A 25,463-nucleotide genomic window follows, 5' to 3' on the forward strand; every position below is an offset into this window, starting at 1 on the left:
CAGGTGGCTCCCTTCAGATGCTGCCTTGGGCGATTTGCCGATAGCGATCGAGATAGCGAGCGGTCACCGCCCGCCAGGTCCGGTATTCCGCGACCCACTCTCGACCGGCCTGTCCGATTTCGCCCCGTGTCTTGGGACTGTAAATGAGCTCCTCCAGGCAATTGGCCCATGCTTCCGGGTCTTCCGGAACTGTTAACGTGCCGGTCACGCCTGGTTCGATGATTTCGCGGAGCGCTCTGACATCACTTGCTATTACTGGGATCCCTCCTGCCATGGCCTCCAAGGGCTTCAGCGGAGTCACCAGCTGGCACACACGGTCCGCCGTTCGCGGGACCGCGAAGACATCGAGGACGGCTTGATACCGACGCACCTGATCGACCGGCACCCGCCCGGTGAACACCGCGGAAACCCGCCGCTCCGCGACGAGGCGTTCGAGGGCGGCCCGCTCCGGGCCGTCGCCGACGAGCAGCAGGGTGATGTCACGGCGCAGGGCGGCCGCCTCGATGAGCGTGGAGATGCCCTCGAAGCCGTAGAACGTCGAGGTGAGGCCCACCACGATGTCGCCGGGCGCGATGCCCAGCTCGGCACGGAGCTTGGCGCCGTCGGGCAGGGGCGCCAGGAACGAGTCGTCGACGGCGTTCGGCACGACGAGCACGTTGTCCACGCCGCGGCTCTCGATCTCCTCGCGCATCGCCTCGCCGAGGGTCACGACCAGGTCGGCGGCGCGCATCCGTGCGGTCTCGACCTCACGGGTGAGCCGGTAGAACTCATCGGCCTCCGTACGCGCCGGGTCCCGCGACAGCCAGGAGTCCTCCAGGAAGCCGCGGACCTCGTAGGCCACGGGCACACCGTGACGGTCGCGAAGCTCCAGCGCGACGGCCGCGTTCATGTGGTTGCTGGCCGCGTGCAGGACCGAGGGGCGCAGCCGTTCGACGAGGCGCCCGGCCAGGTCGGCCGCCTTGCGGATCTCCCGTACCGGGCCGCGCGGCGGCAGCCACGGCAGGAGCCGGTGGTAGGTGACCCCGTCGACCGTGCACTCCGGCCGCGCGTCCGCGACCCCCTGGGCGAGCGGATGGCCGAGCCGCGTCACGACGTGCGGATCGAGCCCGAGCTCCCGCTGGGCGACGGCGATCCGCTGCGTCCGCACGGTGTAGCCGGCCTGGGTGGCCGGCAGCGAGTTCGTGACGAAGTGCAGGATTCGCGTGGCGTCGGAGCCCGCGCGCCGCTGCGGCGCGGCCGTGCCCGTCCGTGCGTCGCCGAGAAGTTCGCGCAGGTCACGCGTCTCGTCGGCCTTCGGAGTCGGCTTGCCCCACTTTGTCAGACGAGGGCGTACCCTCCCTGGAACGACGCGGAGCGCCAGGCGTACGGCGAGCCGGAACGCGCGGCGTGGGTCATCGCGTGCATGCCGCCAGGCCAGCGCCGCGGAGAAAAAGATCATCTTGGCCACCTGCATGGCGGGCGAGGCTAAGCACCTTCAATGAACGAGAGGCAAACGTGATCACGCACGTCCTCGGCGCCCGGCCGAACTTCGTCAAGGCCGCCCCCGTCATCGCCGCGCTGTCCGCGTCTCGGCAGGCCGCCGGCGGCCCGCGGCGCGGGCAGCGAGTGATCCACACCGGGCAGCACTACGACGAACGCATGTCCGATGTCTTCTTCCGCGAGCTCGGTCTGCCCGAACCGGACGCCAACCTCGGCGTGGGCTCGGGCAGCCACGCCGCGCAGACCGCGGCGATCATGATCGCGCTGGAGAAGGAGTTCATCGAGCGTTCACCCGAGCTGGTCATGGTGTACGGCGACGTGAACTCCACCATCGCCGCCGCCCTGGTCGCGGCCAAGCTGCACATCCCGGTCGCCCATGTCGAGGCCGGGCTGCGCAGCTTCGACATGACCATGCCCGAAGAGGTCAACCGGCGCCTCGTCGACCAGCTCTCGAACCTGCTGTTCGTCACCAGCCCGGAGGCCGTCGGTCACCTGGCCGCCGAAGGCGTGGGTGTCGACCGGGTGCACTTCGTCGGCAACCCGATGATCGACACGCTGCTCTCCCATCTCGACGCGTTCGACACCGAGGCGGTGCGCGCCGCCCACGGGCTGCCCGAGCGCTACATCGTCGCGACCCTCCACCGGCCCGCGAACGTGGACGACCCGCAGATCGCGGCCGGGCTGGTCAAGCGGCTGCACGAGATCGCCGACCTGGCCGACGTCGTCATGCCCGTGCACCCGCGCGGGCGCAAGGTGCTGACCGAGGCCGGGCTCGATGACCATCCCCGGGTGAAGCTGCTGGAGCCGCTCGGCTACGTCGACTTCGTCGCGACCGTACGCGGGGCCGCCGTCGTCGTCACCGACTCGGGCGGCGTCCAGGAGGAGACGACGATCCTCGGCGTGCCGTGCCTGACCGTACGGCCCAACACCGAGCGGCCGATCACCATCACCCACGGCACGAACCGGCTCGTCACGGCCGAGGGCCTCGTGCCCGCGGTCGAGCGGGCGCTGGCGGCGGACGCGGGTGAGCGCGAGGTCCCGCCGCTGTGGGACGGCAAGGCAGGGCCGCGCATCGCACGAGTTGTGGAGGACTGGCTCGATGGCTGACCGTCAGGTGGCCCGGCTGAAGGCGGCTCTGGCCGACCGTGAGGCACGGGTGCAGATCTTGGAGGCGCGGGTCTCGGCGCTGGAGGCGTCGACCTCGCTGCGTGTGGGCCGCGCCGTCACCGACGCCGCCCGCAAGCCGGGGAAGGGCGTCGTGGCGCTGCCGCGCGAGCTGTACCGCATGTGGCGGCACCGCGGCGCACCCAACGTCGTGACCTCGGTCGACGCGCGTGAACGCCCGATGTTCAGCGCTCGTGACGAGGACCGGCTCATCGCCGGCTCACCGCTCGGCGCGTCAGAGAAGGGCGTCATCGTGGCCGGCGTGCTCGGCCCGGAGGCCACCCAGAGCCTGTCCCGTACGGCGCATGTCGTGCCGCTGATGCCGCACGACGCCGCACTGCTGCTCGACACGGCCGACGTCGACCTCGTGATCGTGGACGCCGCCGCCGGTGCCGCCGGCGGCCCGTGGGCCTACCTCGGCGTGCCGGGTGTGCCGGACCGCGAGCGCGCGCTCCTCGGCCTGATGGAGGTCGCGCGGGGCCGCGGCCGCCCTCTCGTGCTGCTGGGCACCTCTCCTGGGCTGGCCGGGCTGGGCTGGGACGCGACGCTGAAGGACGGCACCGAGCTGGACGAGGCGCTCCCCGGGCTCTGTGCCCGGTTCGGCATCGACCGGCCCTGACGAAATCCATGACTTCCACCGCGAAAGGAAACCGCGTGCGCGCTCTCGTGTACGGCGACGTCGACCTCAACATCATCGACGGGTCGGCGATCTGGGCTCAGGCGATGGTGCAGGCGTTGCACGAGGCCGGCGTCGAGGTGACCTTCGTGCTCAAGGCCCCGGTGCGTACGGACCGGCTGGTGGCACCGCTGGAGAAGCTGCCGGAGGTCACGGTGCGCCGGCTTCCCGAGGACGCCACCGGGTCGCTGACGGTCGAGGCCGCGGCGCGGCTGCTCACCGAGCTGGACACCGCAGAGCCGTACGACCTCGTCGTCGTACGTGGACGGCGGCTCGCGGTGCGCCTCACCGGGACGCCGCTCGCCGGCCGGCTGTGGACCTATCTCACCGACGTGCCGCAGAACACCGCCGAGATGGCCGCGAGCAAGGGCGTACGCGGTGAGCTGGCCGCGGTGGCCAAGGCGTCGCGCTTCCTGCTCTGCCAGACCGAGGAGCTGCGCTGCTTCCTCGAGGGCGTGCTGCACAAGGCGGCCGGGAAGTGCGTGCTGTTCCCCCCGGTCGTCGCGCTGCCTCCCGGCCTGGAGCCGAAGGCGGGGCACACGCCGGGCCGGCCGCTGAAGCTCGTCTACACGGGCAAGTTCGCGCCGCGCTGGAACACCTACGAGATGACCGGACTGCCCCGCCGCCTGGCCGCGCGGGGCGTCGACGCCGAGCTGCACATGATCGGCGACAAGATCCACAACGATCGTACGGACCCGGGGTTCTCCCGCCGGATGCGCGTCGCGCTGGAGTCCACCCCCGGCCTGGTCTGGCACGGCGGTCACCCGCGTGCGGAGGCCATGCGGGTGACGTCCGGCTGCGACATCGGGCTGTCCTGGCGGCACCCGGACCTGGACGCGAGCCTCGAGCTGTCCACGAAGGTCCTGGAGATGGGCTCGCTCGGGCTGCCGGTCGTGCTGAACCGCACCCCGATGCACGAGAACCTCCTCGGCGCGGACTATCCCCTGTTCGCGAACACCGAGCAGGAGGTCGTGGACGTCCTGGCCGAGGCGGCCGACCCCGCGACGTACACATGGGCGCGGAACCGCTGCCTGGAGGCGGCACGCGACTTCACGCTCGCCGCGGCGGCCGACCGGCTCCGCGGCTACCTGCGTCTGGCGTTCCCGCCGGCGCCCGCGGGAGCGGCGCCCACGAAGGTCGTGGTGGCCGGGCACGACCTGAAGTTCTTCACCCGCCTGCTGGACTACCTGCGCTCGCTCCCGGGTGTCGAGGTACGGGTCGACCAGTGGCCGGCCCTCGGCAAGCACGATCCGGAGGTGAGCCGCGAGCTCGCCGAGTGGGCCGACGTGGTGGTCTGCGAATGGTGCGGGCCGAACGCCGTCTGGTACAGCGAGTGGCTGAAGAAGCACGGCCGTCCTGACCAGCGCCTCGTCGTGCGCCTGCACCGCTTCGAGCTGTACGGCGCGTGGCCGGGACGCCTCGACATCAACGCCATCGACCAGGTGGTGTGCGTGAGCCCGCACTACGCCGACCTGACCCGCAAGATGACCGGCTGGCCCGCCGACAAGGTCACCGTCATCCCCAACTGGGTGGACGACGCGCAGTTCGGCCGGGCCAAGCTGCCCGGTGCGGAGCACCACCTGGGCGTCATCGGCATGGCTCCGTGGCGCAAGCGGCTCGACCTCGCCGTCGACGTGCTCGAACACCTGCGCCGTAAGGACCCGAGGTTCATGCTGTTCGTGAAGTCCAAGCTGCCCTGGGACCTGCCGTGGATCTGGAACCGTACCGAGGAGCGGGAGAGCTTCGAGGCGCTGTTCCGCCGGATCCGCCGCTCACCGCTGCTCGCCTCGGGCGTCGTCTTCGACCCGGCCGGCCCCGATGTCGCCTCCTGGCTGCGCCGCGTCGGATTCGTGCTGTCCACCAGCGACGACGAGAGCTTCCACCTCGCACCGGCCGAGGGCATGGCCTCCGGCGCGGTGCCGGCGCTGCTGCCCTGGGAGGGCTCGGACCGCATCTACGACCGAGGTTGGATCCACGAGGACCCGGCCGCGATGGCCGAGGGCATCGCCGCGATGGTCGCGGAGGGCCGATGGGAAGAGGAGAGGGCGCAGGCACGCGCCGAGGTCCGGCGGTCCTACGCCCTCGATCTCGTCAGCGAGCAGTGGGCCGAGCTGGTCACACGCTCCGGGGGCGCCGCAGCGGCACGAACGCCCACGACATATCAGGCTCCAGCGCCCAGTGCATGACCTTGCGTACGGGCGGGGTGCACAGGAACGTCGCGAGCAGCGCCCCGGCCACGGCCGTGGCGGCCACGCCGGGCATCGTGTGCAGGAACGGCCTGTCCCACCAGCCCATGTACTCCAGGAGCTTGGTGAAGAACCCGTGCAGCAGGTAGGCGTACAGCGTGGCGCCGCCCAGGCTGGTGAACCAGGTGCGCTTGGCGGGCACCATCGTGAGGAAGGCCATCACGAGGATGCCCGCCCCCACCAGGAGCCCGAGGCGCATGCCCGAGCCGACCAGGTTGTTCACGTGCATGTCGGCGTTGCCGGCCTTCCAGTACACCCAGCTGGTCGCCATACGCCGGTCGGCGACGGACAGCGTGAACGCGAAGGCGAGGACCAGCGTGATCGCGCCGACCACCCGTGCCTTGGGGCGCTTCAGTGCCTCGAAGTGCTCGGGCTTGAGCATCAGTCCGAGCACGTAGAACGGCACCAGGCCGAACGTGCGGTTCATCTCCAGGTCTTTGGGCAGATCGGTCGTCCCGGCGAGCAGTGAGAGGATCACGGCCGCCCCCACCGGCCAGCGGATCTGCTGCCAGACCGGCGTCGACAGGCGCCACAGGAACAGCGCCATCAGGAACCAGGTCAGGTAGTAGGGATCCAGCACGCTGATCTCGAACTTGGAGTGCCCGACCGCCCAGTGGTAGGTGGAGTACGCCGTCTCGAAGACGACGTAGGGCACGCCCAGGTTCGTGATCAGCTTGCGGGCCTTGCCGCCGCTGAACGTGAAGTTACGCGAGAAGTAGCCGGTGATCACGATGAACACCGGCATGTGGAACGTGTAGACGAACAGGTAGGCCGCGTGCGCGATCCGTACGTCGCGCAGGTTCACGATCGAGTGGCCGGCCACGACGAGCACGATGGCCATGAACTTCGCGTTGTCGAAGAACGGGTCGCGCGGTCGCCGTGCGGGCCGCTGCTCGATGACCGTCTCCGGTGACGTGGCGATCGACCTGGTCGGAGACGCGTCGGCCGGGATGGGCGTCGGGGTGTCCGGCGGGGCGGTGGGAGGTGTGCTCGGCGAAGTCATCGATTCCAGTGAGAAGAGACGGTGGATGGGCCCCGGAAGAGCCGGGCCGAACGACCATACCTACACTGCCCCATGATCGGACGCCAGGTCGAAAAACTCTCAGGAAGCTCTCAGTGGCCCTTCTCCGGGAGCTTTTCCCGCGGCGGCTACTACCCCTTGCAGGGGTCGTCCGCGGCGTTGACCGCGTCCGCGGTCTTGGGGATGGCCTTGGGCTGCGTGCCCTTGAGCCCCTCCCAGTCGGCGCCGAGGACCAGGTCCACCACACCCGCGGTGACGGACTGGGTGGCGACCGGCTTGCCGCCGGGTGCCACCTGCCCGAGGGCGGCGGCCTGCTGGTCGGCGCCGCTGCCGTAGCGCAGCTGGGTCTGGCTCAGCTTCGTGGACGAGGTGCCGATGCCCAGCACGGAGTAGCCGCGCGCGGTGAGCTGGTCGCCGACGCGCTGGGCCAGGCCGGGCGTACTGGTCCCGTTGAGCACCCGGACCTTGATCTGGGCCGGCGGCACACTCGCCTGCGTGGCCGGCGCGGGAGCCTGGATCCGGTTGTCACTGCGGACCGCGGCGAACAGGTTGTTCGCGTCGGGCTGCCGCCACGCGATCCGGTTGGGGTCCGGCGCGTAGGCCCCCCACGGCACCGTGATGAACTGCACCTTGCCCGCGGACATGCCCTGGAGGCTGCCCGCGACCTTCTTCATCTCATCGATGGTGAAGTCCTTGTCGGTGGTGACCGACTTCGTGGCCGCGTCGAAGAAGCTGTAGAGCTTGCTCGGGTTGGTCAGCGTGCCGTTGCTGGTGGCCTTCTTGACCACCGCGCCGAGGAACTTCTGCTGCCGCTTGATCCGGTCCGTGTCCGAGCCGTCGCCGAGACCGTGCCGGTTGCGCACGTACGCGAGTGCGGTGTCGCCCTTCACGATGTGCCGGCCGGCGGACAGGTGCAGCTTGCTGTCCTTGTCGTCGACGCGCTGCGGAAGGCAGATCTCGACGCCGCCGAGGGCGTCCACGACCCGCTTGAAGCCGGAGAAGTCGACCTTCACGAAGTGGTCGACGCGGATCCCGGTCAGCGTCTCGATGGTGTGCATGGTGCAGCCGGCCCCGCCGTTGTTGAACGACGAGTTGATCATGTTGAGGCCACCCGGGATGCTCTTGCCGCCCGGCGTCGTGCACTCCGGCAGCTGCACCATCGAGTCGCGGGGGAAGCTGATGCCGATGGCCTTCTTACCGCCGGGGGAGAAGTGCAGCAGGATGATCGTGTCGGAGCGCTCGCCCTCCGCCTTGCCGTACTTGGCGTTGGCCCCGTTGCGCTGGTCCGAGCCGATCAGTAGCACGTTGAGAGCCTGGTTGAGCTTTGGCGGCCGGTGCGTGCCGAGCTCGGCGGTGACGTCCTCATGGGTGATGTTGCCCTGCAGCTTGCGGTACGTCCCGTACGCCACGAGGCTGGTCCCGACCAGGACCACGGCCAGTCCCACGGCCACCCAGCCGAGCACACGCCAGAGCATCCCCCGGTTCGGACCTTGGTCGAGGGGGGTGCCGTATTCGGTGTACTCGTAGTCGCTGAACATCGGCCCTAAAGGCTAGGTCGAGTGGCTGAGTGGGTCGAACCTGGGCGAATCACCGCTGTGGCCCGTTCCAGAGATATACGACGGTCCAGTCGTGCTTCATCCGGATTTTGGCTGATTATTACTGATCCCTGCGAGGCCAGTGGGCCGATCAGTCCCGAAAGTAGGCCGTCCCGTGTGGCGTAGGACACAGTCGTCAGCATCCGTGTCGCCGGGGGCAGGCCCAGCGCCTCGGCCGCCGCGACGAGCTCCGCGCCGGTCATGACCTCACCGCCGATCTCGACGGTCTGAGCGTCCGGCGACACGGCCGCGCCGAAACGGTCGCCGTAGGCACGCACCTCGATCGCGTAGTCGGTGACTCCGGGCGGGCACTCCTCGAGCGGGGCGCCGAGAGAGTGCAGCGACAGGCCGACCACCTCGGCCCCGGTCGAGAGCGCCGCGTCCAGGCGGCCCGGCGCCGCCGCCACGATGTCGGCGTCCGCGGGGATGTCGCCCTCATCCACCGGCACCGCGGTCAGCCCCGCAGACCAGCACGCGAACAGCCAGACGGCGGTCTGCCAGTGGAGCGGCAGCGCGAGCACCACCTTGGCGCCCGGCTCGGCGCCGAGCCCGTCGATGAGGAGGTTCGCGGTCTTGGCGACCCAGTTGTCGAAGGTCTTCACCGAGAACTCGACGCGTTCGCCTGTGGCGTCGTCATAGAAGGTGACGAGGGGACGGGACGGTTCGGCGGCCAGCGCCCGACGCAGCAGGTCAACGGGATGCGACATGAAAGTGAAGACTAGGGCCTCATCCGAGGTCCTCGTCCGTAGCGAGCGGTGTCCAGGCGGCGCGTCGCAAGGCGGAGGAGGGAGTCGGCCTGGTGTTGGCCGGCGACCGACGCCCCGCGCGAGCCGGGCACCCGGATGGAGTCGGGTGTCCCGCCCGCAGGGAGACCGATCGGGGGCTTTCGGGGGTAGGGGCGTACGTCGTCTGCTCTAGCCTGACTGGTCGCGCCGGTCCGCGGGACCGGCGCGCGCGGGCCGCTGCCGTTACCCGCGAAACCGGCGTCTGACCATGGCCCATGGTCGGCAACGAACCATTGGTAAGGTCACGCTGTGCAGCTGCGGTACAACCACCGGCTCGATTCCCCGCGAGGTCGCCGCGTCGCGCCAGGGCGTGTCGGACCCGCCCTGGGGCCGGTGCCGGATGACGGACCGCCGTCGAACCGCCGAGGTGCCGCATGAACACCTGCGAGACCGACGACTGGCGTTCGCGCCGCGGCGCCGCGGCCGCCGGCACGGCGGGCGATGAGCCGGACGTGTCCCGGGCCGGCCTCTGCCTGGCGCGCCTCACCCTCGTGCCGGCGCTTGTGCTGGTCTCCTGGCTGGCCGTCGCCCTGCCGCTGCTCATGGCAGGAGTGTTCACGCCCCTGCCGGCGATCGCGTTGTTCGTCCCCGTCGCCGCGCTCGTGCTGACGTTCGGCCTGCGGGCCGTGCGCCCGCCGGCGGGCCACGGTGGCCGGTGGGGTTCGTGGTGGACGGTGGCCGGCCTGCTCGCCGTCACGGTGGCGTTCTGCGCGCTGCAGCTCGCGACGTACTCCCAGCAGATCGTGGTGCGCCGCGACCCCGCCTCGTACTTCAACTTCGCCACCTGGCTGGCCGGCCACGGGTCGCTGCCGATCCACGCGCTCCAGCAGGCGTTCGGCGGCGCGGACCCCGCGCTGTCGTTCGGCAGCCCGGCGTTCTACCAGCACGGGAGCGTGCTCTGGCCGCAGTTCATGGCCGGCACCCCGATGATCCTGGCGCCGGTCGGCCGTCTCGCCGGCCCGTACGCCATGCTCGCCGTGATGCCGGTGCTCGGCGGCCTGGCCGTCCTGTCGTTCGGCGGTCTGGTGGCCCGGCTGATCGGCCCGCGCTGGGCGCCGGCCGGAGCGCTGGCGCTGGCGCTGACCTGGCCGATGATGATGATCTCGCGGTCGATCTACAGCGAGACCGCCGCCCTCGTGCTGATGTGCGGCGGGCTGGCCCTCACGCTGGACGCGGTCCGCTCGGACCGCAGGCTGCCCGCGCTCCTCGGCGGGCTGGCGCTCGGGCTGACGATCCTCGTGCGGATCGACGGGCTGCGTGACGTGCTGCCGGTCGTCGCGTACGCCGGGCTGCTGGTGGCTCTGCGGAGACGCACGGGGCCGGCGCTGTTCGCCGGGCTCGTCGCCGGCGTCGCGGCCGGGCTGATCGAGGGCTACACGATGTCCCGGCCGTACCTCCACTATGTCGGTGGCTCGCTGGTCCCCCTGCTCTACATCGGTGTGGCCGTGGTCGTGGTCTCGGCGCTGGCGACCCTGGTCATCCGCCGCCGCGGGCTGCCCGATCTCACGCGCTTCCGGCTGCCGGACCTGGTGGTGCCGGTCACGTTCGCGGTGATGGCCTTCTTCGCCGCCCGGCCGAAGTTCCAGATCGTCCGCAGAGTGCCGGACAACCCCGACGACCGGGCCAACGCCGCCTACATCGCCGCCCTGCAGAAGTCCCTGCGGCTGCCGCTGGACCCCAACCGTCAGTACTCCGAGCTGAGCCTGCACTGGGTGACCTGGTACATCGGCGTGCCGGCCACGCTGCTCGCCACGATCGGCGCCGGCCTGCTCGCCCGCAAGCTGCTGCGCCGGCGCCGTACCGAGTGGGCCCTGCCGTACGCGGTGATCGCGTGGACGACGGTGACGACGCTCTGGCGGCCCGGGATCACGCCCGACCAGCCGTGGGGGAGCCGCCGGCTGATCGTCGTCGTGCTTCCGGGCCTGCTGCTGTTCGCCCTGTGGCTGGTGGCGTGGGCGGTGCGAAACGTGCGGCGCCTCGGGTACGGTCCCCAGATCGCGGCGGCCACCGCGGTCGCGGGCGTCGCGCTGATCATGGTGCCCACCGTGCTGACGTCGGCCGGGCTGGCGTTCACCCCGACCGAGCAGGGAGAGGTCGCCCAGGCGCGGTCGATGTGCCACCGGATCGGGCCGCGCGCCACCGTGCTCATCGTCGAGCGCGTCACGGCCGACCGGTTCACCCAGCTGATCCGCGGCATGTGCGGCGTGCCGTCCGGCCGGATCCAGGCACGGCCGGGCTCCAGCACCGCCGCCGCCGAGGATGTTTCCCGTATCGCCAGGAAAGTCGCCGCGGCCGGCCGCCGCCCGGTGCTCCTGGGCGCGAACTCCGCCGACGTCGCCCCGTACGGCCGTGCCAGCCAGGTCTTCCACGTTTTCACCCGCCGGGATTCGAGCAGCCTCGTCAGCGCTCCCCAGGGCACCTGGTCACTGACGATCAACGTCTGGATGGCCGATCCTGTGTACGCAGGGTGAACACTGCGTACCCTTGGCTCGTGGACCAGGTAGTCCGAGTATCCTCGCCGGGCGTGACTAACACGCCCCATGTGACGATCGTGTTGCCCTGCTACAACGAGCAGGACCACGTCATCGACGAGGTCGAGCGCATCTGCAAGGCGATGGACGCCAGCGGACACACCTACGAGCTGCTCGCCGTCGACGACTTCTCCACCGATGGCACTTTGGCCCGGCTCGAAGAGGCAGCGCCGCACTTCCCGAATATGCAGGTGGTGCCGTTCCACCGCAACGGCGGCTCCGGCACCGTACGCCGCATCGGATCCCAGCAGGCCAAGGGCGACATCGTCGTCTGGACCGACGCGGACATGACCTATCCGAACGACCGCATCCCCGAGCTGGTCGACATCCTCGACACCGACCGGTCGGTGGATCAGGTGGTCGGCGCGCGTACCACCGAGGAGGGCACGCACAAGCTGCTGCGGGTGCCGGCCAAGTGGTTCATCCGCAAGACGGCCGAGCGTCTCGCCGGGCAGAAGATCCCGGACCTCAACTCCGGGCTGCGCGCCTTCCGCAAGGACGTCGCCGAGCCGTACCTCAAGCTGCTGCCGCCGGGGTTCTCCTGCGTCACCACCATCACGCTGGCGTTCCTGTCCAACCAGCACGACATCCGTTACGTGCCGATCGACTACGCCAAGCGTGCCGGCAGCTCGAAGTTCCACTTCGTGCACGACGCCTACCGCTACATCCTGCAGGTGTTGCGGATGGTGATGTACTTCAACCCGCTCAAGGTCCTCATGCCGCCCGCGCTGTGGCTGATCGGGCTGGGCATCGCCAAGGGCGTCTTCGACATGGTCGTGCACCCGGTGCGGTTCGCGAACAACACCGTCATGATCTTCGTGACCGGGCTGATCATCGGCTCGATGGCACTGCTCGCCGACCTGATCGTGCGGTCGCGGGGAGACACGTGAAAATAGCGATCGTCGGGCCGGCCTTCCCGTACAAGGGCGGCGGCGCCCACCACACGACCGAGCTCGCGCACCGGCTGGTCGCCGCGGGTCACGAGGTGACACTGGAGTCGTGGAAGGCGCAGTACCCGTCCTTCCTCTATCCAGGCGAGCAGACGATCTCCAGGCCGGAGGGCGTCCCGTACCCGGACACCCGCCGCACGCTGGCCTGGTACCGCCCGGACGGCTGGATCCGCACAGGCCGGCGGCTGCGCTCCTTCGACCTCGTCGTGCTCGTGGTGCTCTCTCCGGTGCAGATCCCGGCCTACCTGGGGATCGCGTACGGTCTCGGCCACAAGGCCGGCGGACCACGGCTCGTCGCCCTCTGCCACAACGTGCTGCCGCACGAGCGCAAGCCCTACGACGTGCCGCTGATGCGACGACTGCTCCGTCGTACCGACGGCGCCCTCGTGCACTCGGCCCAGCAGGCCCAGCTCGCCCGTGACCTGGCTCCGGGCACTCCCGTGCTCACCGCCGGGCTGCCCGCGCACCTGCCGACGCCGCCTGGGGGGCACCGCATCGTCGTCCCCGACGCCGAACCCGCGAACCACCTGCTGTTCTTCGGCATGGTCAGGCCGTACAAGGGTCTCGACGTACTCCTGCGGTCGCTCGCGGAGATCGACGACGTCACGCTGACGGTGGCCGGGGAGTTCTGGGGCGGGGTCGAGGACACACGCGCGCTGATCTCCTCGCTCGGGCTGGACTCCCGGGTCGAGCTACGACCCGGGTACGTCCCGGCGGACGACGTGCCCAAGCTGTTCGCCGGCGCCGACGCGCTCGTGCTGCCCTATCGCACCGCGACGGCCTCGCAGAACGTCTTCATGGCCTACGAGCACGGCGTCCCGGTGATCGCCACCCGGGCGGGCACATTGGCCGACCACGTACGGGAGGGCGTCGACGGCGTCCTGTGCGAACCGGACGACGCGGAGTCGTTGACGGACGCGCTGAAGCGCTTCTATGCCCCCGGCGAGCCGGCCCGGCTCCGGGCAGGGGTCAAACCGGTCGACGCCGAACCTCACTGGGAGCTCTACCTGGACCAACTGCTCAGCCGCTGAGAGCCGGCGTCCGGATCGAGAGGCGGCAATCGGCTCACGCTGACCGGCGCTCGACCAGAGCGGTCTCCCGGGCGTCTGAGCGTCGTACGCGGCGGCCCGGAAGCGCCTGGTCAAGGTTGGAGCTCGCCGTGTGGGGAATCCTGTGATCGCCGGTCAGGGCCCTGCCGGCCGTCTTGGCCGCCGTCGGGGCCCACAGCTTCGGGGGAAGTCAGCCGATGGCGTCGAAGGAGCCACAACACGGCGGTCCCGCCACGCCTGAACTGCAGGTGAATCCGCTGTTCAGCCGGGAGCCGGTGACCATACCGCGGTATGCCCTTCCGGATGGAGAGATGGATCCGGCGACCGCGTACCAGGTGGTGCACGACGAGTTGATGCTGGACGGCAACGCGCGGTTGAACCTGGCGACGTTCGTCACCACCTGGGCCGAACCTCAGGCACGACGGCTCATGGCCGAGTGCGCCGAAAAGAACATGATCGACAAGGACGAGTATCCGCAGACCGCCGAGCTGGAGCTGCGCTGCGTGCACATGCTGGCCCGGCTGTGGCACGCCGCGGACCCGCGCCACGTGATCGGATGCTCGACGACCGGCTCGAGTGAGGCCGCCATGCTTGCGGGGCTCGCGCTCAAACGACGCTGGCGGCACCGCCGCGGAGACCGGGCGGACGGCCGGCCGAACCTCGTGATGGGCGTCAACGTCCAGGTCTGCTGGGAGAAGTTCGCCGACTACTTCGAGGTCGAGCCACGCTACGTGCCGATGGAGGGCGACCGCTATCACCTGAGCCCGAAGAGGGCGGTGGAGCTGTGCGACGAGAACACCATCGGGGTCGTCGCCGTTCTCGGCTCGACGTTCGACGGCAGCTACGAGCCGGTGGCCGAGGTCGCGGCGGAGCTGGACGACCTGCAAGAGCGGACCGGTCTCGACGTGCCGATCCACGTCGACGGGGCCTCGGGCGCGATGATCGCGCCCTTCCTCGATCCGGACCTGGTCTGGGACTTCCGTCTGCCCCGCGTGGCCTCGATCAACACCTCGGGCCACAAGTACGGGCTGGTCATGCCCGGCCTTGGCTGGGCGCTGTGGCGCGATGCCGAGGCGCTGCCGGATGACCTGGTCTTCCACGTCAACTATCTGGGCGGGAGCATGCCCACCTTCGCGTTGAACTTCTCCCGTCCCGGCGCCCAGGTCATCGCGCAGTACTACAACTTCCTGCGGCTGGGCTTCGACGGCTACCGCCGCGTCCAGCGCACCTGCCGGGACGTCGCCACGCGACTGGCCGGCAAGATCGCCGCACTGGGCCCGTTCGAACTGATCACGGACGGCGGCCAGGCGCCGGTCTTCGCCTTCCGGGTACGCCCGGAGATCACCAACTTCACCGTCTTCGACATCTCGGCGGCCCTGCGCGAACACGGGTGGCTGGTGCCGGCCTACGCGTTCCCGCCGGACCGTACCGACCTGTCGGTGTTGCGGATCGTCGTCCGCAACGGTTTCAGCCATGACCTGGCCGACCTGCTCCTGGAGGACATGCGCCGGGTCCTGCCACGTCTGCGGCGGCAGCGCGAGCCTCATCGCGACTTCGACGACGCCGGTGCGTTCGCGCATGGCATCACGGCCGGGCACCGGCAGCAGAGCGACCCGTGATCTGGAATCGATGAGGAGCGTGCGCGATGTGTCGTCTGTTCGGCATGAGTGGTTCGCCCCGGCGTACCCACGCCACGTTCTGGCTGCTCGACGCGCCCGACAGTCTCAGCGAGCAGAGCCGGCGAGATCCGGACGGAACCGGGCTGGGCTACTTCGACGCCAACGGAGCCCCACGTGTGCACAAGGCGCCCGTCGCCGCGTACGAGGACCGCTGTTTCGCCGCGGAGGCCAGGCAGATCGCGTCGACGACCTTTCTCGCCCACCTCCGCTTCGCCTCCACCGGCGGCCTGGAACACCGCAACACTCACCCGTTCGAGCAGGATGGGCGCCTCTTCGCGCACAACGGCGTGATCGAGAACCTGGATGAGCTCGACACCGAGCTCGGCCCGGACCTCTCGCTGGTCCATGGGGACACTGACTCCGAACGGTTCTTCGCCCTGATCACACGCGAGATCCGGGCCCACGGCGGGGACGTCGCCGACGGCATCGTCCGCGCGGCCCGCTGGATCGCCGACCGCCTGCCCGTCTACTCCCTCAACATGATCGTGACGACCTCGGACGAACTCTGGGCGTTGCGCTACCCCGAGACCCACGGTCTGTACGTGCTCGAACGCCGGCGCGGCGGCTACCACGGCGACCGGCAACTCGACCACAGCGGCACCGCCGGTCACCTGCGCGTCCACTGCCACGACCTGGCCGATGCGCCCGCGGTCGTGGTGGCCAGCGAACGCATGGACGACAATCCCGCCTGGCGCCTGATGGAAGCAGGAGAGCTCCTCCACGTCGGCCCGGACCTGGGCGTCACCCGGACGATCGCACTTCCCCACGAACCCCGCCACCGGCTCGACCTGACCGATCTGCGCCCGGAAGCCGCCGCATCCCAGCAAACGGCGTAGCGGATCCGCTGCGGGAGATTTGCCGCAGAAGGGCTCGGTAGTGCGCTGACCTTGAGGTTCCACTTGGTCGCCGAGATCGTCAGCCCGCACAATCACCATCGCGACTACGCCGTACCGGGTGAAACCTCCGGAACGCCTCAGGCGCTGATGCCCTCGATGTGGGGCTGGAGCTCCTTGAGCAGGGCGCGCTTGGGCTTGGCGCCGACGATCTGCTGGACGGGCTCGCCGCCCTTGAACAGCAGCAGGGTCGGCAGGCCCAGGATGCCGTAGCGCGCCGGGACGTCCGGGTTGGCGTCGTAGTCGAGCTTGGCGATCTTCAGCTTGCCGGCGTACTCTCCGGCCAGCTGCTCCAGGACCGGCGCGATCATGCGGCAGGGCCCGCACCAGGCCGCCCAGAAGTCGACCAGCACGGGCGTCTCGCTCGCCAGCACGGTCTCGTCGAAGTCCGCGTCGGTCACGGTGAAGGGCGCAGAGGGCGCATCCGCCATGGGTGTCTCCTTCCAGGCGCGCCGCCCGTACGGCAGCGACAGCTCTGGACGTCATAAGCCGGGAACGACCCAGGTTGTTCCCTCGGGTGGGCGTTCGTCTACTCGGACTGGGCCGCGGCCGCCTCGACCTCGTCCACGGCCGGGTGACGCGATCCCAGCAGTACCGCGGCCCCCGCCCAGGCGAGGTCGGCGACGGTCATGACGACGCGTGAGGCGAGCGCGACGACCAGGGGAGCACCGGAGGCCAGCACCGGCCCGAGGGCGACGGTGAGCGCCGCCTCACGCACGCCGACGCCGCCCGGCGCGATGATCACGAGGAACCCGGCGGTGAACGCCAGCGCGTACGCGCCGGTGGCGAGGAAGAACCCCGACCCGCCCGCAGCGCGTACCAGCAGCCACGCGTGCACGCCGAACAGCAGCCAGCCCAGCGTCGTCCAGGCCACCGTCAGAACCATGGTGCCCAGCCCGGCCGTACGCGCCAGCGGCTGCCGCCTGGCCAGCCGGAGCGCCCGGTCGAGCGCGAAGGCCACGATGCGCGGATGCAGCAGGGCCAGGAAGATCGGTGCGAGCACCAGCAGCCACCAGTAGCGATGCGTGGCGTCCGCCGAGGTCAGCGGCAACGTCACGGCGGCCACCGCGCACCCGGTCGCGATCGTGGTGGCCATCGCGAGCAGGGCCGCGCTGGCACCGCGCTGCCGCGGCACGTGGTGCTCCTTGGCCAGCTCCATCTGGGCGACGAGCGCCCACACCGAGCCGGGGATGTACTTGCCGAGCTGGGAGACGAAGTAGATCCGCACGGCCGCGCGCAGCGGTAGCGGCGAGCCCATTCCGGCCAGCAGCGAACGCCAGGCCAGCATCCAGGCGCCGAGCCCGAGGAGCCCGGCGACCAGGGCGGCGCCGATGTAGGGCCAGGACAGCGCGGTCACCGCGTGGCGTGTTTCGTCCCACCGCGAGGCCAGGCCATAGACGCAGAAGACGAGCGCGACGACGACCAGCGCCACGCGCGGCAGTCGACTCGCTCGCAGCCGGGAGATCACCCGGTCAGGGTAGTCGGTGAGTGAGGAGTGGTGAGCGACCCAGGGGCACGCGGCATCCCCCGTTACCTGGGATGTGGGCGGGACGGAGCGGAGAATTCACCTCGCGGTCGTGCGTTGCGCAGCCGGATGCCGCTGAAGCCGAGAGAGGTCGTGATGACGGTGTCCCAGAGCGGCCAGAGGCCGGGGAGCACGCGTAGCTGGATGCCCGCCTCCTCGTGCAGCCGCAGGAGATCGCCGACCGGCTCGGCCGGCCCGAGTGGTTCGACCGGCCGGGTGGCGACGTGAGCGTGCGACACCGGGCCGTCGAACGGCTCGAAGGAGGCCGCGGGGAGCCGGTAGGCGAACAGCTTCACCGTCTGGAGTGCGCCGAGCCAGCCGTACTCGACGGCGTGCACCCGGTCGCCGCCACCGGGGCCGAGGACGTGCGCGCGGTCGGCCTCGGTCGTCTCGGGCGTCGCCCAGGCCATCGCCCTGGGGCAGTCGCGCGGGAACCAGTAGTCCGGCGCCCGGTCGGCCTCCACCGCCCAGACATAGGCCTCCGGCCCCGGTGCGCCCGCCACGGCGTGCGGCACGAAACGCGTGATCGTGGGATCTTCGGAGAAGTGCAGCACCTGGCCCGGTTCCGGTCGCGTGCCATCTCTCTATCAGTCGCGTGGCCGTGCGGCCGGTGAACACTGGGTGATCAGCAGATACCCGCTCGGTTCCGCCCGTAGAGTGGATGCGCCATGAAACTCAACGACGCAAAGGCCTTCGTTGGCCACCAGGTGCACGTGTGCCGTTTCCGCGAGGCCGGGACGCTCCTCCGCTGGATGGGGGACGATCTGACCGGCAAGCGGGTCCTCGACGTCGCCGGCGGCGACGGCTACTGGGCCGGGCAGGCGCGCAAGCGCGGTGCGGACGCGGTCTCCATCGACCTCGCCCGCGGCAAGATGCTCTACGGCCGCACCCTCAAGCACAACCCGGCGCTGATCGAGTGCGACGCGCTCAAGCTGCCGTTCGCCGACGGGTCCTTCGACGCCCTGCTGTCGGTGTGCGCCATCGAGCACTTCGACGACGGCGGCAAGGCACTGGACGAGATGTCGCGCATCCTCAAGCCGGGCGGTGAGCTGTTCATGTCCGCGGACGTGCTCAGCCGTTCGCATGACTGGCCCAAGCTCCGCGAGGCGCACTGCGCGAAGTACCACGTGCAGCACACCTACACGCACGAGAGCCTGGCCGGCCTGCTCGGCGACCGCGACATGGAGCTCGCCGACTACTCCTACCAGTTCCGCAGCCGCACCACCGAGCGTCTCTACCTGTCGCTTTCGGCCTACGGCGGCCGGGTCGGATTCAACGCCGCCGCGCCGCTGACGCCACTCGTCGCACTGGCGGATCGCCGCAGCCCGAATGACCGCGGCAGCATCGTCCTGATCAGGGCGCGCAAGAAAGGCTGATCCTGCGGGCAGGCCGACCGCGACCAATTGAGCCGCGAACCATGTTTTCAGGGCGCGACCAGGCCGATGACCGGCTTTCATCCGACTACCGAACAGGCGAGGCTTTCGCATCGCACGTTCGGTTGTGTTCGGCCGTTCTGGAACAAGGCGCTCGTTGAGCGCGCCCGCCGGTACAAGAACGAGGGTGAGAACACCTCGTATGTGCCGCAAGCCGGCGCGAGCCCTTTCCCCAGCTCCACGATGTGCTCCGCCACAAGTCGCAGGCAGGTGGGACCAACCCTGGAGCCTTCCGGGGGGCACGTTCCGATGAACCAGGAATACCGACTCGCGAGGGAAGGAATCCCCAGCCTTCAGACCGGGGAGGAGGTCAACGGCGTAGGCTTCCGATCGGGGAGTGATCCCCACCACTTCGGCACCTAACAAGGGGGCGACTGTCAACGTGGTGCCTCGGGTCCTCGTCGACGCGACCGCTGTAGCCGCTGACCGCGGTGCGCTGGGGCGATATGTCGACGGCCTGATCGCCGCGCTGCACCGCGCGGACGCCGATCTCGCCATCGCGTGCCAGCGCGCGGATGAGGAGCGGTACAACGCTCTCGCGCCGAAGGCGCGTGTGGTCGCCGGGCCGCCGGTGATCGCGCACCGGTCCGCACGGCTTGCGTGGGAGCAGACCGGGCTGCCGTTCATCGCCCAGCAGGTCGGCGCCGACGTCATCCACGCGCCTTACTACTCGATCCCGCTGCGGCCCGGAGTGCCGGTGGTCGTCACGATCCACGACGTGACCTACTTCGCCGAGCCCGAAGCGCACAACCCGGTGAAGGCGACCTACATCAAGTCGGCGACCCGCACCGCCGTACGCCGCGCCGCCCGGTTGATCGTGCCCTCCAAGGCCACTCGTGACGAGATGGTCCGGCTGCTGAGCGCCGACCCGACCCGCATCGACGTCGCCTACCACGGCGTCGACCAGGCGATCTTCCACCGGCCCGGTGATGACGAGCGGCGACGCGTCTCCGACCGCCTCGGTCTGCACGGCCACCCCTACATCGCCTTCCTCGGCGCGCTCGAGCCGCGCAAGAACGTCCCCAACCTGATCCGCGGCTGGGTCCAGGCCGTCGGCGACATGAACGACGTGCCCGCACTCGTGCTCGCGGGCAGCGGTGGCTGGGACGACGAGGTCGACGCGGCGCTGGCCGACGTCCCGCACCAGCTGCGCGTGCTGCGCCCCGGCTACCTGCGCTGGTCCTCGCTGCCCGGGTTCTTCGGCGGCGCGCTCGTCGTGGCGCTGCCGAGCCGCGGTGAGGGGTTCGGGCTGCCGGTGCTGGAGGCCATGTCGTGCGGCTCGGCGGTGCTCACGACGCACCGCTCCTCACTGCCGGAGGTCGGCGGCGACGCGGTCGCCTACACCGAGCCCGACAGCGGCAGCATCGCCACCGCGCTGAGCGCGCTGATCGCCGATGAGGACCGCCGGCGCACGCTCGCGGACGCGGCGGCCGCGCGTGCCGGGGAGTTCACCTGGACGGCGTCCGCCGAGGCGCATCTCGCTTCCTACCAGCGGGCCACCGAACAGTAGTCTGTGGCCCGTCCGGACATCCACGAGGGAGGGTACCGCTGGAAGCGATCCTGCTGGTCGGAGGTAAGGGCACGCGGCTGCGGCCGCTGACCATCTCCACCCCCAAGCCACTGCTTCCCACCGCCGGTGTGCCGCTGCTGGAACACCAGCTTCGCAAGGCACGCGCGGCCGGCATCCGGCGCATCGTGTTCGCGACGTCCTATCGCGCGTCGATGTTCACCGAGGCGTTCGGTGACGGCTCCCGGCTCGGCCTGGAGCTGGTCTACGTCACCGAGGAAGAACCACTCGGCACCGCGGGCGCCATCCGCAACGCCGCGCGGAAACTCACCTGCGACGCGGACAGCCCGGTCGTCGTGCTCAACGGCGACATCCTGTCCGGACACGACCTCGTGGCCCAGATCGCCATGCACGAAAAGTCCGGCGCCGAGATCACGATGCACCTCACCCTGGTCAACGACGCGCGGCGCTACGGTGCCGTGCCGACGACCTCCGAGGGCAAGGTCATCGAGTTCGTGGAAAAGTCCCCGAAGCCGCCGACCAACCAGGTGAACGCCGGCTGTTACGTGTTCCGCCGTTCCACGATCGACGCCATCCCGGCGGGCCGGGTCGTCTCGGTGGAGTACGAGACCTTCCCCGGCCTGCTCGCCTCCGGCGCCACGATCATGGGGTACGTCGAGGGCGCCTACTGGCTCGACATCGGCACCCCCGGCACGTTCGTGCAGGGCTCGTGCGACCTGGTGCTCGGCCGGATGGTCTCCCCGGCGGTCACGCCGGGCGGCGGTGTGCTCTTCCTGAACGGCTCCGTGGTCGCCCCGGAGGCCGCGGTCTCCGGGGGTACGGCCGTGGGCGCCGGCGCCGTGGTCGAGTCGGGCGCGACCGTGGAGTCCAGCGTGCTGTTCGACGGGGCCGTGGTCGAGCAGGGCGCGCGGGTCTCCCGGTCGGTGATCGGCAGGGGCGCCCGTATCTGCGCGGGTGCCGTGATCGACGAGGCCGTCATCGGGGACGGTGCGATGGTGGGCGCCGGCAACGAGCTGCGGGGAGGGCTCCGGCTGTGGCCGGGCACCCAGCTGCCGCCGACCGCCGTGCGGTTCTCCTCCGACGTCTGAAACCCTGGAAAGCGTGCTCACCCGTGAGTGGCGGCCGTCATGGCCGGTGGACCTGGGGCTGACCCTGGGGCCGCACCGGCGCGGCATCGGCGATCCCGCCTTCACCATCTCCCCGGACGGCGCCGTGTGGCGCGCGTCCACGACGCCGGAGGGGCCCGGCACACTGCGGGTCCTGCGCCGCGGGGACACGATCACGGGCGAGGCGTGGGGGCCGGGAGCGCCGTGGCTGCTGGACGGCCTGCCCGAGCTGCTCGGCGCCGCGGACGACCCGACGTCGTTCGCCCCGGCGCACGAGATCCTGCGCACGGCCGTGCGGCGGTTCGGCCACTTCCGTGTCGGGCGGAGCCGCAACGTCTTCGAGGCGCTCGTGCCGGCCGTGCTGGAGCAGAAGGTCGTCGGCAAGGAGGCCTGGCGGGCCTGGCGCTATCTCGTGAACAAGTTCGGCGAGGCCGCGCCCGGACCCCGGCCACCGAACATGAGCCGGCCGTTGCGGGTGCCGCCGCCGCCACGCGTCTGGGTCGGCATCCCGTCCTGGGAGTGGCACAAGTCGGGGATCGAGGCCGTACGCGCCCGTACGATCATCGGCGCGGCGCGGGTGGCGAGCCGGCTGGAGGTCGGCGACACGGCCGAGGCCGACCGGCGGCTGCGGTCACTGCCGGGCATCGGGGTGTGGACCTCGGCGGAGATCCGGCAGCGCGCCCTGGGCGACGCCGACGCGGTCTCGGTCGGCGACTATCACATCCCCGGCATCGTCGGCTGGGCCCTGACCGGGCAGAAGGTCGACGACGCCGGGATGCTCGAGCTGCTCAGGCCCTATGCCGGGCACCGCTACCGGGTCACCCGCATGCTGGAGCTGTCCGGCGGGGGGGCGCCCCGCCGCGGTCCGCGGATGTCCGTACGGGACTATCGGGGGTTCTGACGCGTGCCGCGGCGCGGCAGCCAGAAGTGGTTCGGCGTCGTGCTGAGCCCATCGCGGCTGTCCGCGCCGAAGAGCGGGCCGAGCACCGCGAGGACCACGAGTACGACCGGGATGATCCAGGTCATTGCGGCCTCCAGTTGTAATGAGTGTTCCTCTTTTCACTCCTTATTCTGCGTCGGAAAACCGTTCAGGACCAGCGATAGTTTCTGCAGAGAACGTGTAAGCGATGCTGAACGTTCAGGGGGCGGTGGGGGCGAGGGGAATACCTCGGCCACCCTCGGCGTATGTTGCCGACATGAGTGATCCTGCCGACGTACCCCCCTCGCCGACCGCCGTACGGCGGGCCCTGGCCCGCGCCCGTGACGGCAAGTCGCTGGACCTCACCGAGACCGAGGTGCTGCTGGGCGCCCGCGGTGAACAGCTCGACACACTGCTCGAGCACGCCGCGCGCGTACGCGACGCGGGGCTGGAGGCGGCCGGCCGGCCCGGCGTGATCACCTACAGCCGCAAGGTGTTCATCCCGCTCACGCGCCTGTGCCGTGACCGCTGCGGCTACTGCACCTTCGCCACCGTGCCCGGCCGGCTCGACGCGCCCTACCTCAGCCCGGACGAGGTGCTGGAGATCGCCCGGCAGGGTGCCGCGCTCGGCTGCAAGGAGGCGCTGTTCACCCTCGGCGACCGGCCGGAGGACCGCTGGAAGCAGGCCGGTGAGTGGCTGCACGCCCACGGCTACGACGACACGCTCTCCTACGTACGCGCCATGGCGATCCGGGTGCTGGAGGAGACCGGCCTGCTGCCGCACCTCAACCCCGGCGTCATGACCTGGCAGGACTTCCAGCGGCTCAAGCCGGTCGCACCCTCGATGGGGATGATGCTCGAGACGACGTCCCGGCGGCTGTTCGAGCAGAAGGGTGAGGCGCACTTCGGCTCGCCCGACAAGGACCCGGCGGTGCGCCTGCGCGTCCTGGAGGACGCGGGCCGCTCCAACGTCCCGTTCACCACCGGCATCCTCATCGGCATCGGCGAGACCGTGCGCGACCGGGCCGAGTCGATCTTCGCGATCCGCAAGGTCGCGCGGGAGTACGGCGGGATCCAGGAGATCATCGTCCAGAACTTCCGCGCGAAGCCGGACACCAAGATGCGTGCCACCCCCGACGCGGACCTGCAGGAACTGGCCGCCACGATCGCGGTCACCCGGCTCGTGCTCGGCCCGAAGACACGCGTGCAGGCCCCGCCCAACCTGGTGGACTCCGAATACGCGCTGATGCTGCGGGCCGGCATCGACGACTGGGGTGGCGTCTCGCCGCTCACGCCCGACCACGTCAACCCCGAACGCCCGTGGCCGCAGATCGACGAGCTCGCCGAGCGTACCGCCGAGAGCGGGTTCACGCTGCGAGAGCGCCTGACGATCTACCCGGAGTACGTACGGCGCGGGGAGCCCTGGCTGGACCCGCGGCTCGGCGCGCACGTGGCGGCGCTGGCGCAGCCCGACGGCCTGGCCCGCGAGGACGTACGCCCCGAGGGCCTCCCCTGGCAGGAGCCGGACGGCGGCTGGGCCGACCAGGGCCGTACCGACCTGCACACCGAGATCGACTCCATCGGCCGCACGTCCGACCGGCGCGAGGACTTCGACGAGGTGTACGGAGACTGGGCCGAGGTCGGCACCAGGATCCGTGCCACGAACACGCCGGAGCGGCTCGACCGTGACGTCTCGGCCGCGCTGCGCAGTGCCGAGCGGAACCCGGGCGGGCTGTCCGACGAGGACGCCCTCGCGTTGCTGCAGGCCGACGGCGCGGAGCTGGAGGCGCTCGCGGCCCTGGCCGACGACCTCCGCCGCGACGCGGTCGGCGACGACGTGACCTACGTCGTCACCCGCAACATCAACTTCACCAACGTCTGTTACACCGGCTGCCGGTTCTGCGCCTTCGCCCAGCGGCGTACCGACGCCGACGCGTACACGCTCTCCCTGTCGCAGGTCGGCGACCGGGTCGACCAGGCGTGGGCGGCCGGCGCGACCGAGGTCTGCATGCAGGGCGGCATCCACCCGGACCTGCCCGGCACGGCCTACTTCGACCTGGCCCGCGAGGTGAAGAAGCGCGCGCCCGACATCCACATGCACGCGTTCAGCCCGATGGAGGTCGTCAACGGCGCCTCACGGACGAACCTTTCCATCCGCGACTGGCTGATCGAGGCGAAGGCCGCGGGCCTGGACTCCCTGCCCGGTACGGCCGCCGAGATCCTCGACGACGATGTGCGCTGGGTGCTCACCAAGGGCAAACTGCCGGCGTCCGAGTGGGTCGAGGTGGTCACCACCGCGCACGACCTGGGCATCCCGACGACCTCGACGATGATGTACGGGCACGTGGACACGCCGGCCCACTGGGTGGCACACCTGAAGGTCCTGCGCTCGATCCAGGAGCGCACGGGCGGCTTCACCGAGTTCGTGCTCCTGCCGTTCGTGCACCACAACGCGCCGATCTACCTCGCCGGGCTGGCGCGTACCGGCCCGACGAAGCGCGAGAACCGCGCCGTGCACGCCCTCGCCCGCATCCTCCTGCACGGGGCGATCCCCAACATCCAGTGCTCGTGGGTCAAGCTGGACGACGACCTGTGCACCCAGGTGCTCCAGGGCGGCGTCAACGACCTCGGCGGCACGCTCATGGAGGAGACGATCAGCCGCATGGCGGGCTCGGACAACGGCTCGTTCAAGACGATGTCCGCGCTGGAGGAGATCGCCACTCGCGCCGGCCGCCCGGCACGGCAGCGCACGACGACGTACGGCGAGGTCCCGGCCGAACGCGTGACCGCCGCCCGCGCCACGGACGGAGTCGGCCACTTCCTGCCCGTCGTCTCGTGACTGCTCCGCCGCCGTGAGAAAAGACGTCGGGTGGCGCCCGCTCCG

Annotated in this window: 22 protein-coding genes; 14 read left to right on the forward strand and 8 right to left on the reverse strand. The window is 70.5% G+C overall.

Annotation, left to right across the window (positions count from 1 at the left end):
- Positions 1-13 precede the first annotated feature (13 nt).
- Entirely contained in the window at positions 14-1,438 is a 1,425-nt protein-coding gene (locus tag FB559_RS19425) for a glycosyltransferase family 4 protein (RefSeq protein WP_246121745.1), read from the reverse strand.
- 59 nt (positions 1,439-1,497) lie between these two features.
- On the opposite strand from FB559_RS19425, the gene wecB reads away from it, so the two are divergent.
- The 3 genes from wecB to FB559_RS19440 are packed head-to-tail and all read left to right on the forward strand — an operon-like array spanning position 1,498 to position 5,505.
- Positions 1,498-2,586: a non-hydrolyzing UDP-N-acetylglucosamine 2-epimerase gene (wecB, locus tag FB559_RS19430; protein WP_141961793.1), complete on the forward strand. Its 1,089-nt coding sequence runs from the start codon at positions 1,498-1,500 to the stop codon at positions 2,584-2,586.
- The gene (locus FB559_RS19435) at positions 2,579-3,262 is read left to right on the forward strand and encodes a hypothetical protein (RefSeq protein WP_141956944.1); all 684 of its coding nucleotides are present in this window, start codon (positions 2,579-2,581) and stop codon (positions 3,260-3,262) included. Before wecB ends, FB559_RS19435 begins: the two co-directional genes overlap by 8 nt.
- An 8-nt stretch (positions 3,263-3,270) precedes the next feature.
- The gene (locus tag FB559_RS19440) at positions 3,271-5,505 is read left to right on the forward strand and encodes a glycosyltransferase (RefSeq protein WP_141956945.1); all 2,235 of its coding nucleotides are present in this window, start codon (positions 3,271-3,273) and stop codon (positions 5,503-5,505) included.
- Here FB559_RS19440 and FB559_RS19445 read toward each other — a convergent pair.
- The 3 genes from FB559_RS19445 to FB559_RS19455 form a co-directional block, all read right to left on the reverse strand.
- A complete protein-coding gene (locus tag FB559_RS19445) occupies positions 5,435-6,568 on the reverse strand; it encodes an acyltransferase family protein (protein ID WP_141956946.1) in 1,134 nt (377 codons plus the stop codon). The genes FB559_RS19440 and FB559_RS19445 overlap by 71 nt on opposite strands.
- A 149-nt stretch (positions 6,569-6,717) precedes the next feature.
- Positions 6,718-8,124 (reverse strand): LCP family protein, encoded by a 1,407-nt coding sequence (locus tag FB559_RS19450; RefSeq protein ID WP_246121747.1) that lies wholly within the window; start codon positions 8,122-8,124, stop codon positions 6,718-6,720.
- Positions 8,125-8,129: 5 nt separating this feature from the next.
- On the reverse strand, positions 8,130-8,888 hold the full coding sequence (locus tag FB559_RS19455; protein WP_141956947.1) for a TIGR03089 family protein: 759 nt from the start codon (positions 8,886-8,888) through the stop codon (positions 8,130-8,132).
- A gap of 452 nt (positions 8,889-9,340) precedes the next feature.
- Here FB559_RS19455 and FB559_RS19460 point away from each other — a divergent pair, with 452 nt between their 5' ends.
- The 5 genes from FB559_RS19460 to FB559_RS19480 all read left to right on the forward strand — a co-directional run bounded on the left by FB559_RS19460 (position 9,341) and on the right by FB559_RS19480 (position 16,011).
- The gene (locus FB559_RS19460; protein ID WP_246121748.1) at positions 9,341-11,437 is read left to right on the forward strand and encodes a hypothetical protein; all 2,097 of its coding nucleotides are present in this window, start codon (positions 9,341-9,343) and stop codon (positions 11,435-11,437) included.
- Positions 11,438-11,490: 53 nt separating this feature from the next.
- Entirely contained in the window at positions 11,491-12,387 is an 897-nt protein-coding gene (locus FB559_RS19465; RefSeq protein ID WP_185792298.1) for a glycosyltransferase family 2 protein, read from the forward strand.
- A complete protein-coding gene (locus FB559_RS19470; protein ID WP_141956948.1) occupies positions 12,384-13,478 on the forward strand; it encodes a glycosyltransferase family 4 protein in 1,095 nt (364 codons plus the stop codon). The genes FB559_RS19465 and FB559_RS19470 overlap by 4 nt, the downstream gene beginning before the upstream one ends.
- Before the next feature lie 215 nt (positions 13,479-13,693).
- A complete protein-coding gene (gene gad, locus FB559_RS19475; RefSeq protein WP_141956949.1) occupies positions 13,694-15,115 on the forward strand; it encodes a glutamate decarboxylase in 1,422 nt (473 codons plus the stop codon).
- A 26-nt stretch (positions 15,116-15,141) separates the two neighbouring features.
- Positions 15,142-16,011, forward strand: coding sequence for a class II glutamine amidotransferase (locus FB559_RS19480; protein ID WP_141956950.1), 870 nt, complete (start codon positions 15,142-15,144; stop codon positions 16,009-16,011).
- 137 nt (positions 16,012-16,148) lie between these two features.
- Here FB559_RS19480 and trxA read toward each other — a convergent pair whose 3' ends face one another.
- From trxA to FB559_RS19495, 3 genes are all read right to left on the reverse strand, one after another.
- Positions 16,149-16,499: a thioredoxin gene (gene trxA / locus FB559_RS19485; protein WP_141956951.1), complete on the reverse strand. Its 351-nt coding sequence runs from the start codon at positions 16,497-16,499 to the stop codon at positions 16,149-16,151.
- A gap of 98 nt (positions 16,500-16,597) precedes the next feature.
- Positions 16,598-17,536 (reverse strand): lysylphosphatidylglycerol synthase transmembrane domain-containing protein, encoded by a 939-nt coding sequence (locus tag FB559_RS19490; protein ID WP_141956952.1) that lies wholly within the window; start codon positions 17,534-17,536, stop codon positions 16,598-16,600.
- 62 nt (positions 17,537-17,598) lie between these two features.
- Complete coding sequence (locus tag FB559_RS19495) at positions 17,599-18,147, reverse strand: DUF6886 family protein (protein ID WP_141956953.1); 549 nt, start codon at positions 18,145-18,147, stop codon at positions 17,599-17,601.
- A 114-nt stretch (positions 18,148-18,261) separates the two neighbouring features.
- On the opposite strand from FB559_RS19495, the gene FB559_RS19500 reads away from it, so the two are divergent.
- The 5 genes from FB559_RS19500 to FB559_RS19520 all read left to right on the forward strand — a co-directional run bounded on the left by FB559_RS19500 (position 18,262) and on the right by FB559_RS19520 (position 22,561).
- Positions 18,262-18,969 (forward strand): class I SAM-dependent methyltransferase, encoded by a 708-nt coding sequence (locus FB559_RS19500; RefSeq protein ID WP_141956954.1) that lies wholly within the window; start codon positions 18,262-18,264, stop codon positions 18,967-18,969.
- A gap of 66 nt (positions 18,970-19,035) precedes the next feature.
- Complete coding sequence (locus FB559_RS19505; protein ID WP_141956955.1) at positions 19,036-19,389, forward strand: helix-turn-helix domain-containing protein; 354 nt, start codon at positions 19,036-19,038, stop codon at positions 19,387-19,389.
- A gap of 19 nt (positions 19,390-19,408) precedes the next feature.
- On the forward strand, positions 19,409-20,536 hold the full coding sequence (locus FB559_RS19510) for a glycosyltransferase family 4 protein (RefSeq protein ID WP_141956956.1): 1,128 nt from the start codon (positions 19,409-19,411) through the stop codon (positions 20,534-20,536).
- 53 nt (positions 20,537-20,589) lie between these two features.
- A complete protein-coding gene (manB, locus tag FB559_RS19515) occupies positions 20,590-21,642 on the forward strand; it encodes a mannose-1-phosphate guanylyltransferase (RefSeq protein WP_281286333.1) in 1,053 nt (350 codons plus the stop codon).
- A 13-nt stretch (positions 21,643-21,655) separates the two neighbouring features.
- On the forward strand, positions 21,656-22,561 hold the full coding sequence (locus FB559_RS19520; RefSeq protein ID WP_246121752.1) for a DNA-3-methyladenine glycosylase family protein: 906 nt from the start codon (positions 21,656-21,658) through the stop codon (positions 22,559-22,561).
- On the opposite strand, the gene FB559_RS43980 is transcribed toward FB559_RS19520, so the two are convergent.
- Positions 22,546-22,686 carry a hypothetical protein gene (locus tag FB559_RS43980; RefSeq protein ID WP_185792299.1) on the reverse strand — a complete coding sequence of 47 codons (141 nt, stop codon included), beginning with the start codon at positions 22,684-22,686 and terminating at the stop codon, positions 22,546-22,548. The two genes, FB559_RS19520 and FB559_RS43980, sit on opposite strands and share 16 nt — an antisense overlap.
- 170 nt (positions 22,687-22,856) lie before the next feature.
- Between FB559_RS43980 and FB559_RS19525 the strand changes: the two genes are divergently transcribed.
- Positions 22,857-25,418, forward strand: a complete 2,562-nt coding sequence (locus tag FB559_RS19525; protein WP_141956958.1) for a bifunctional FO biosynthesis protein CofGH — start codon at positions 22,857-22,859, stop codon at positions 25,416-25,418.
- Positions 25,419-25,463: the final 45 nt, after the last annotated feature.

Source organism: Actinoallomurus bryophytorum, from assembly GCF_006716425.1.
GTDB classification, from domain to species: Bacteria; Actinomycetota; Actinomycetes; order Streptosporangiales; family Streptosporangiaceae; genus Actinoallomurus; species Actinoallomurus bryophytorum.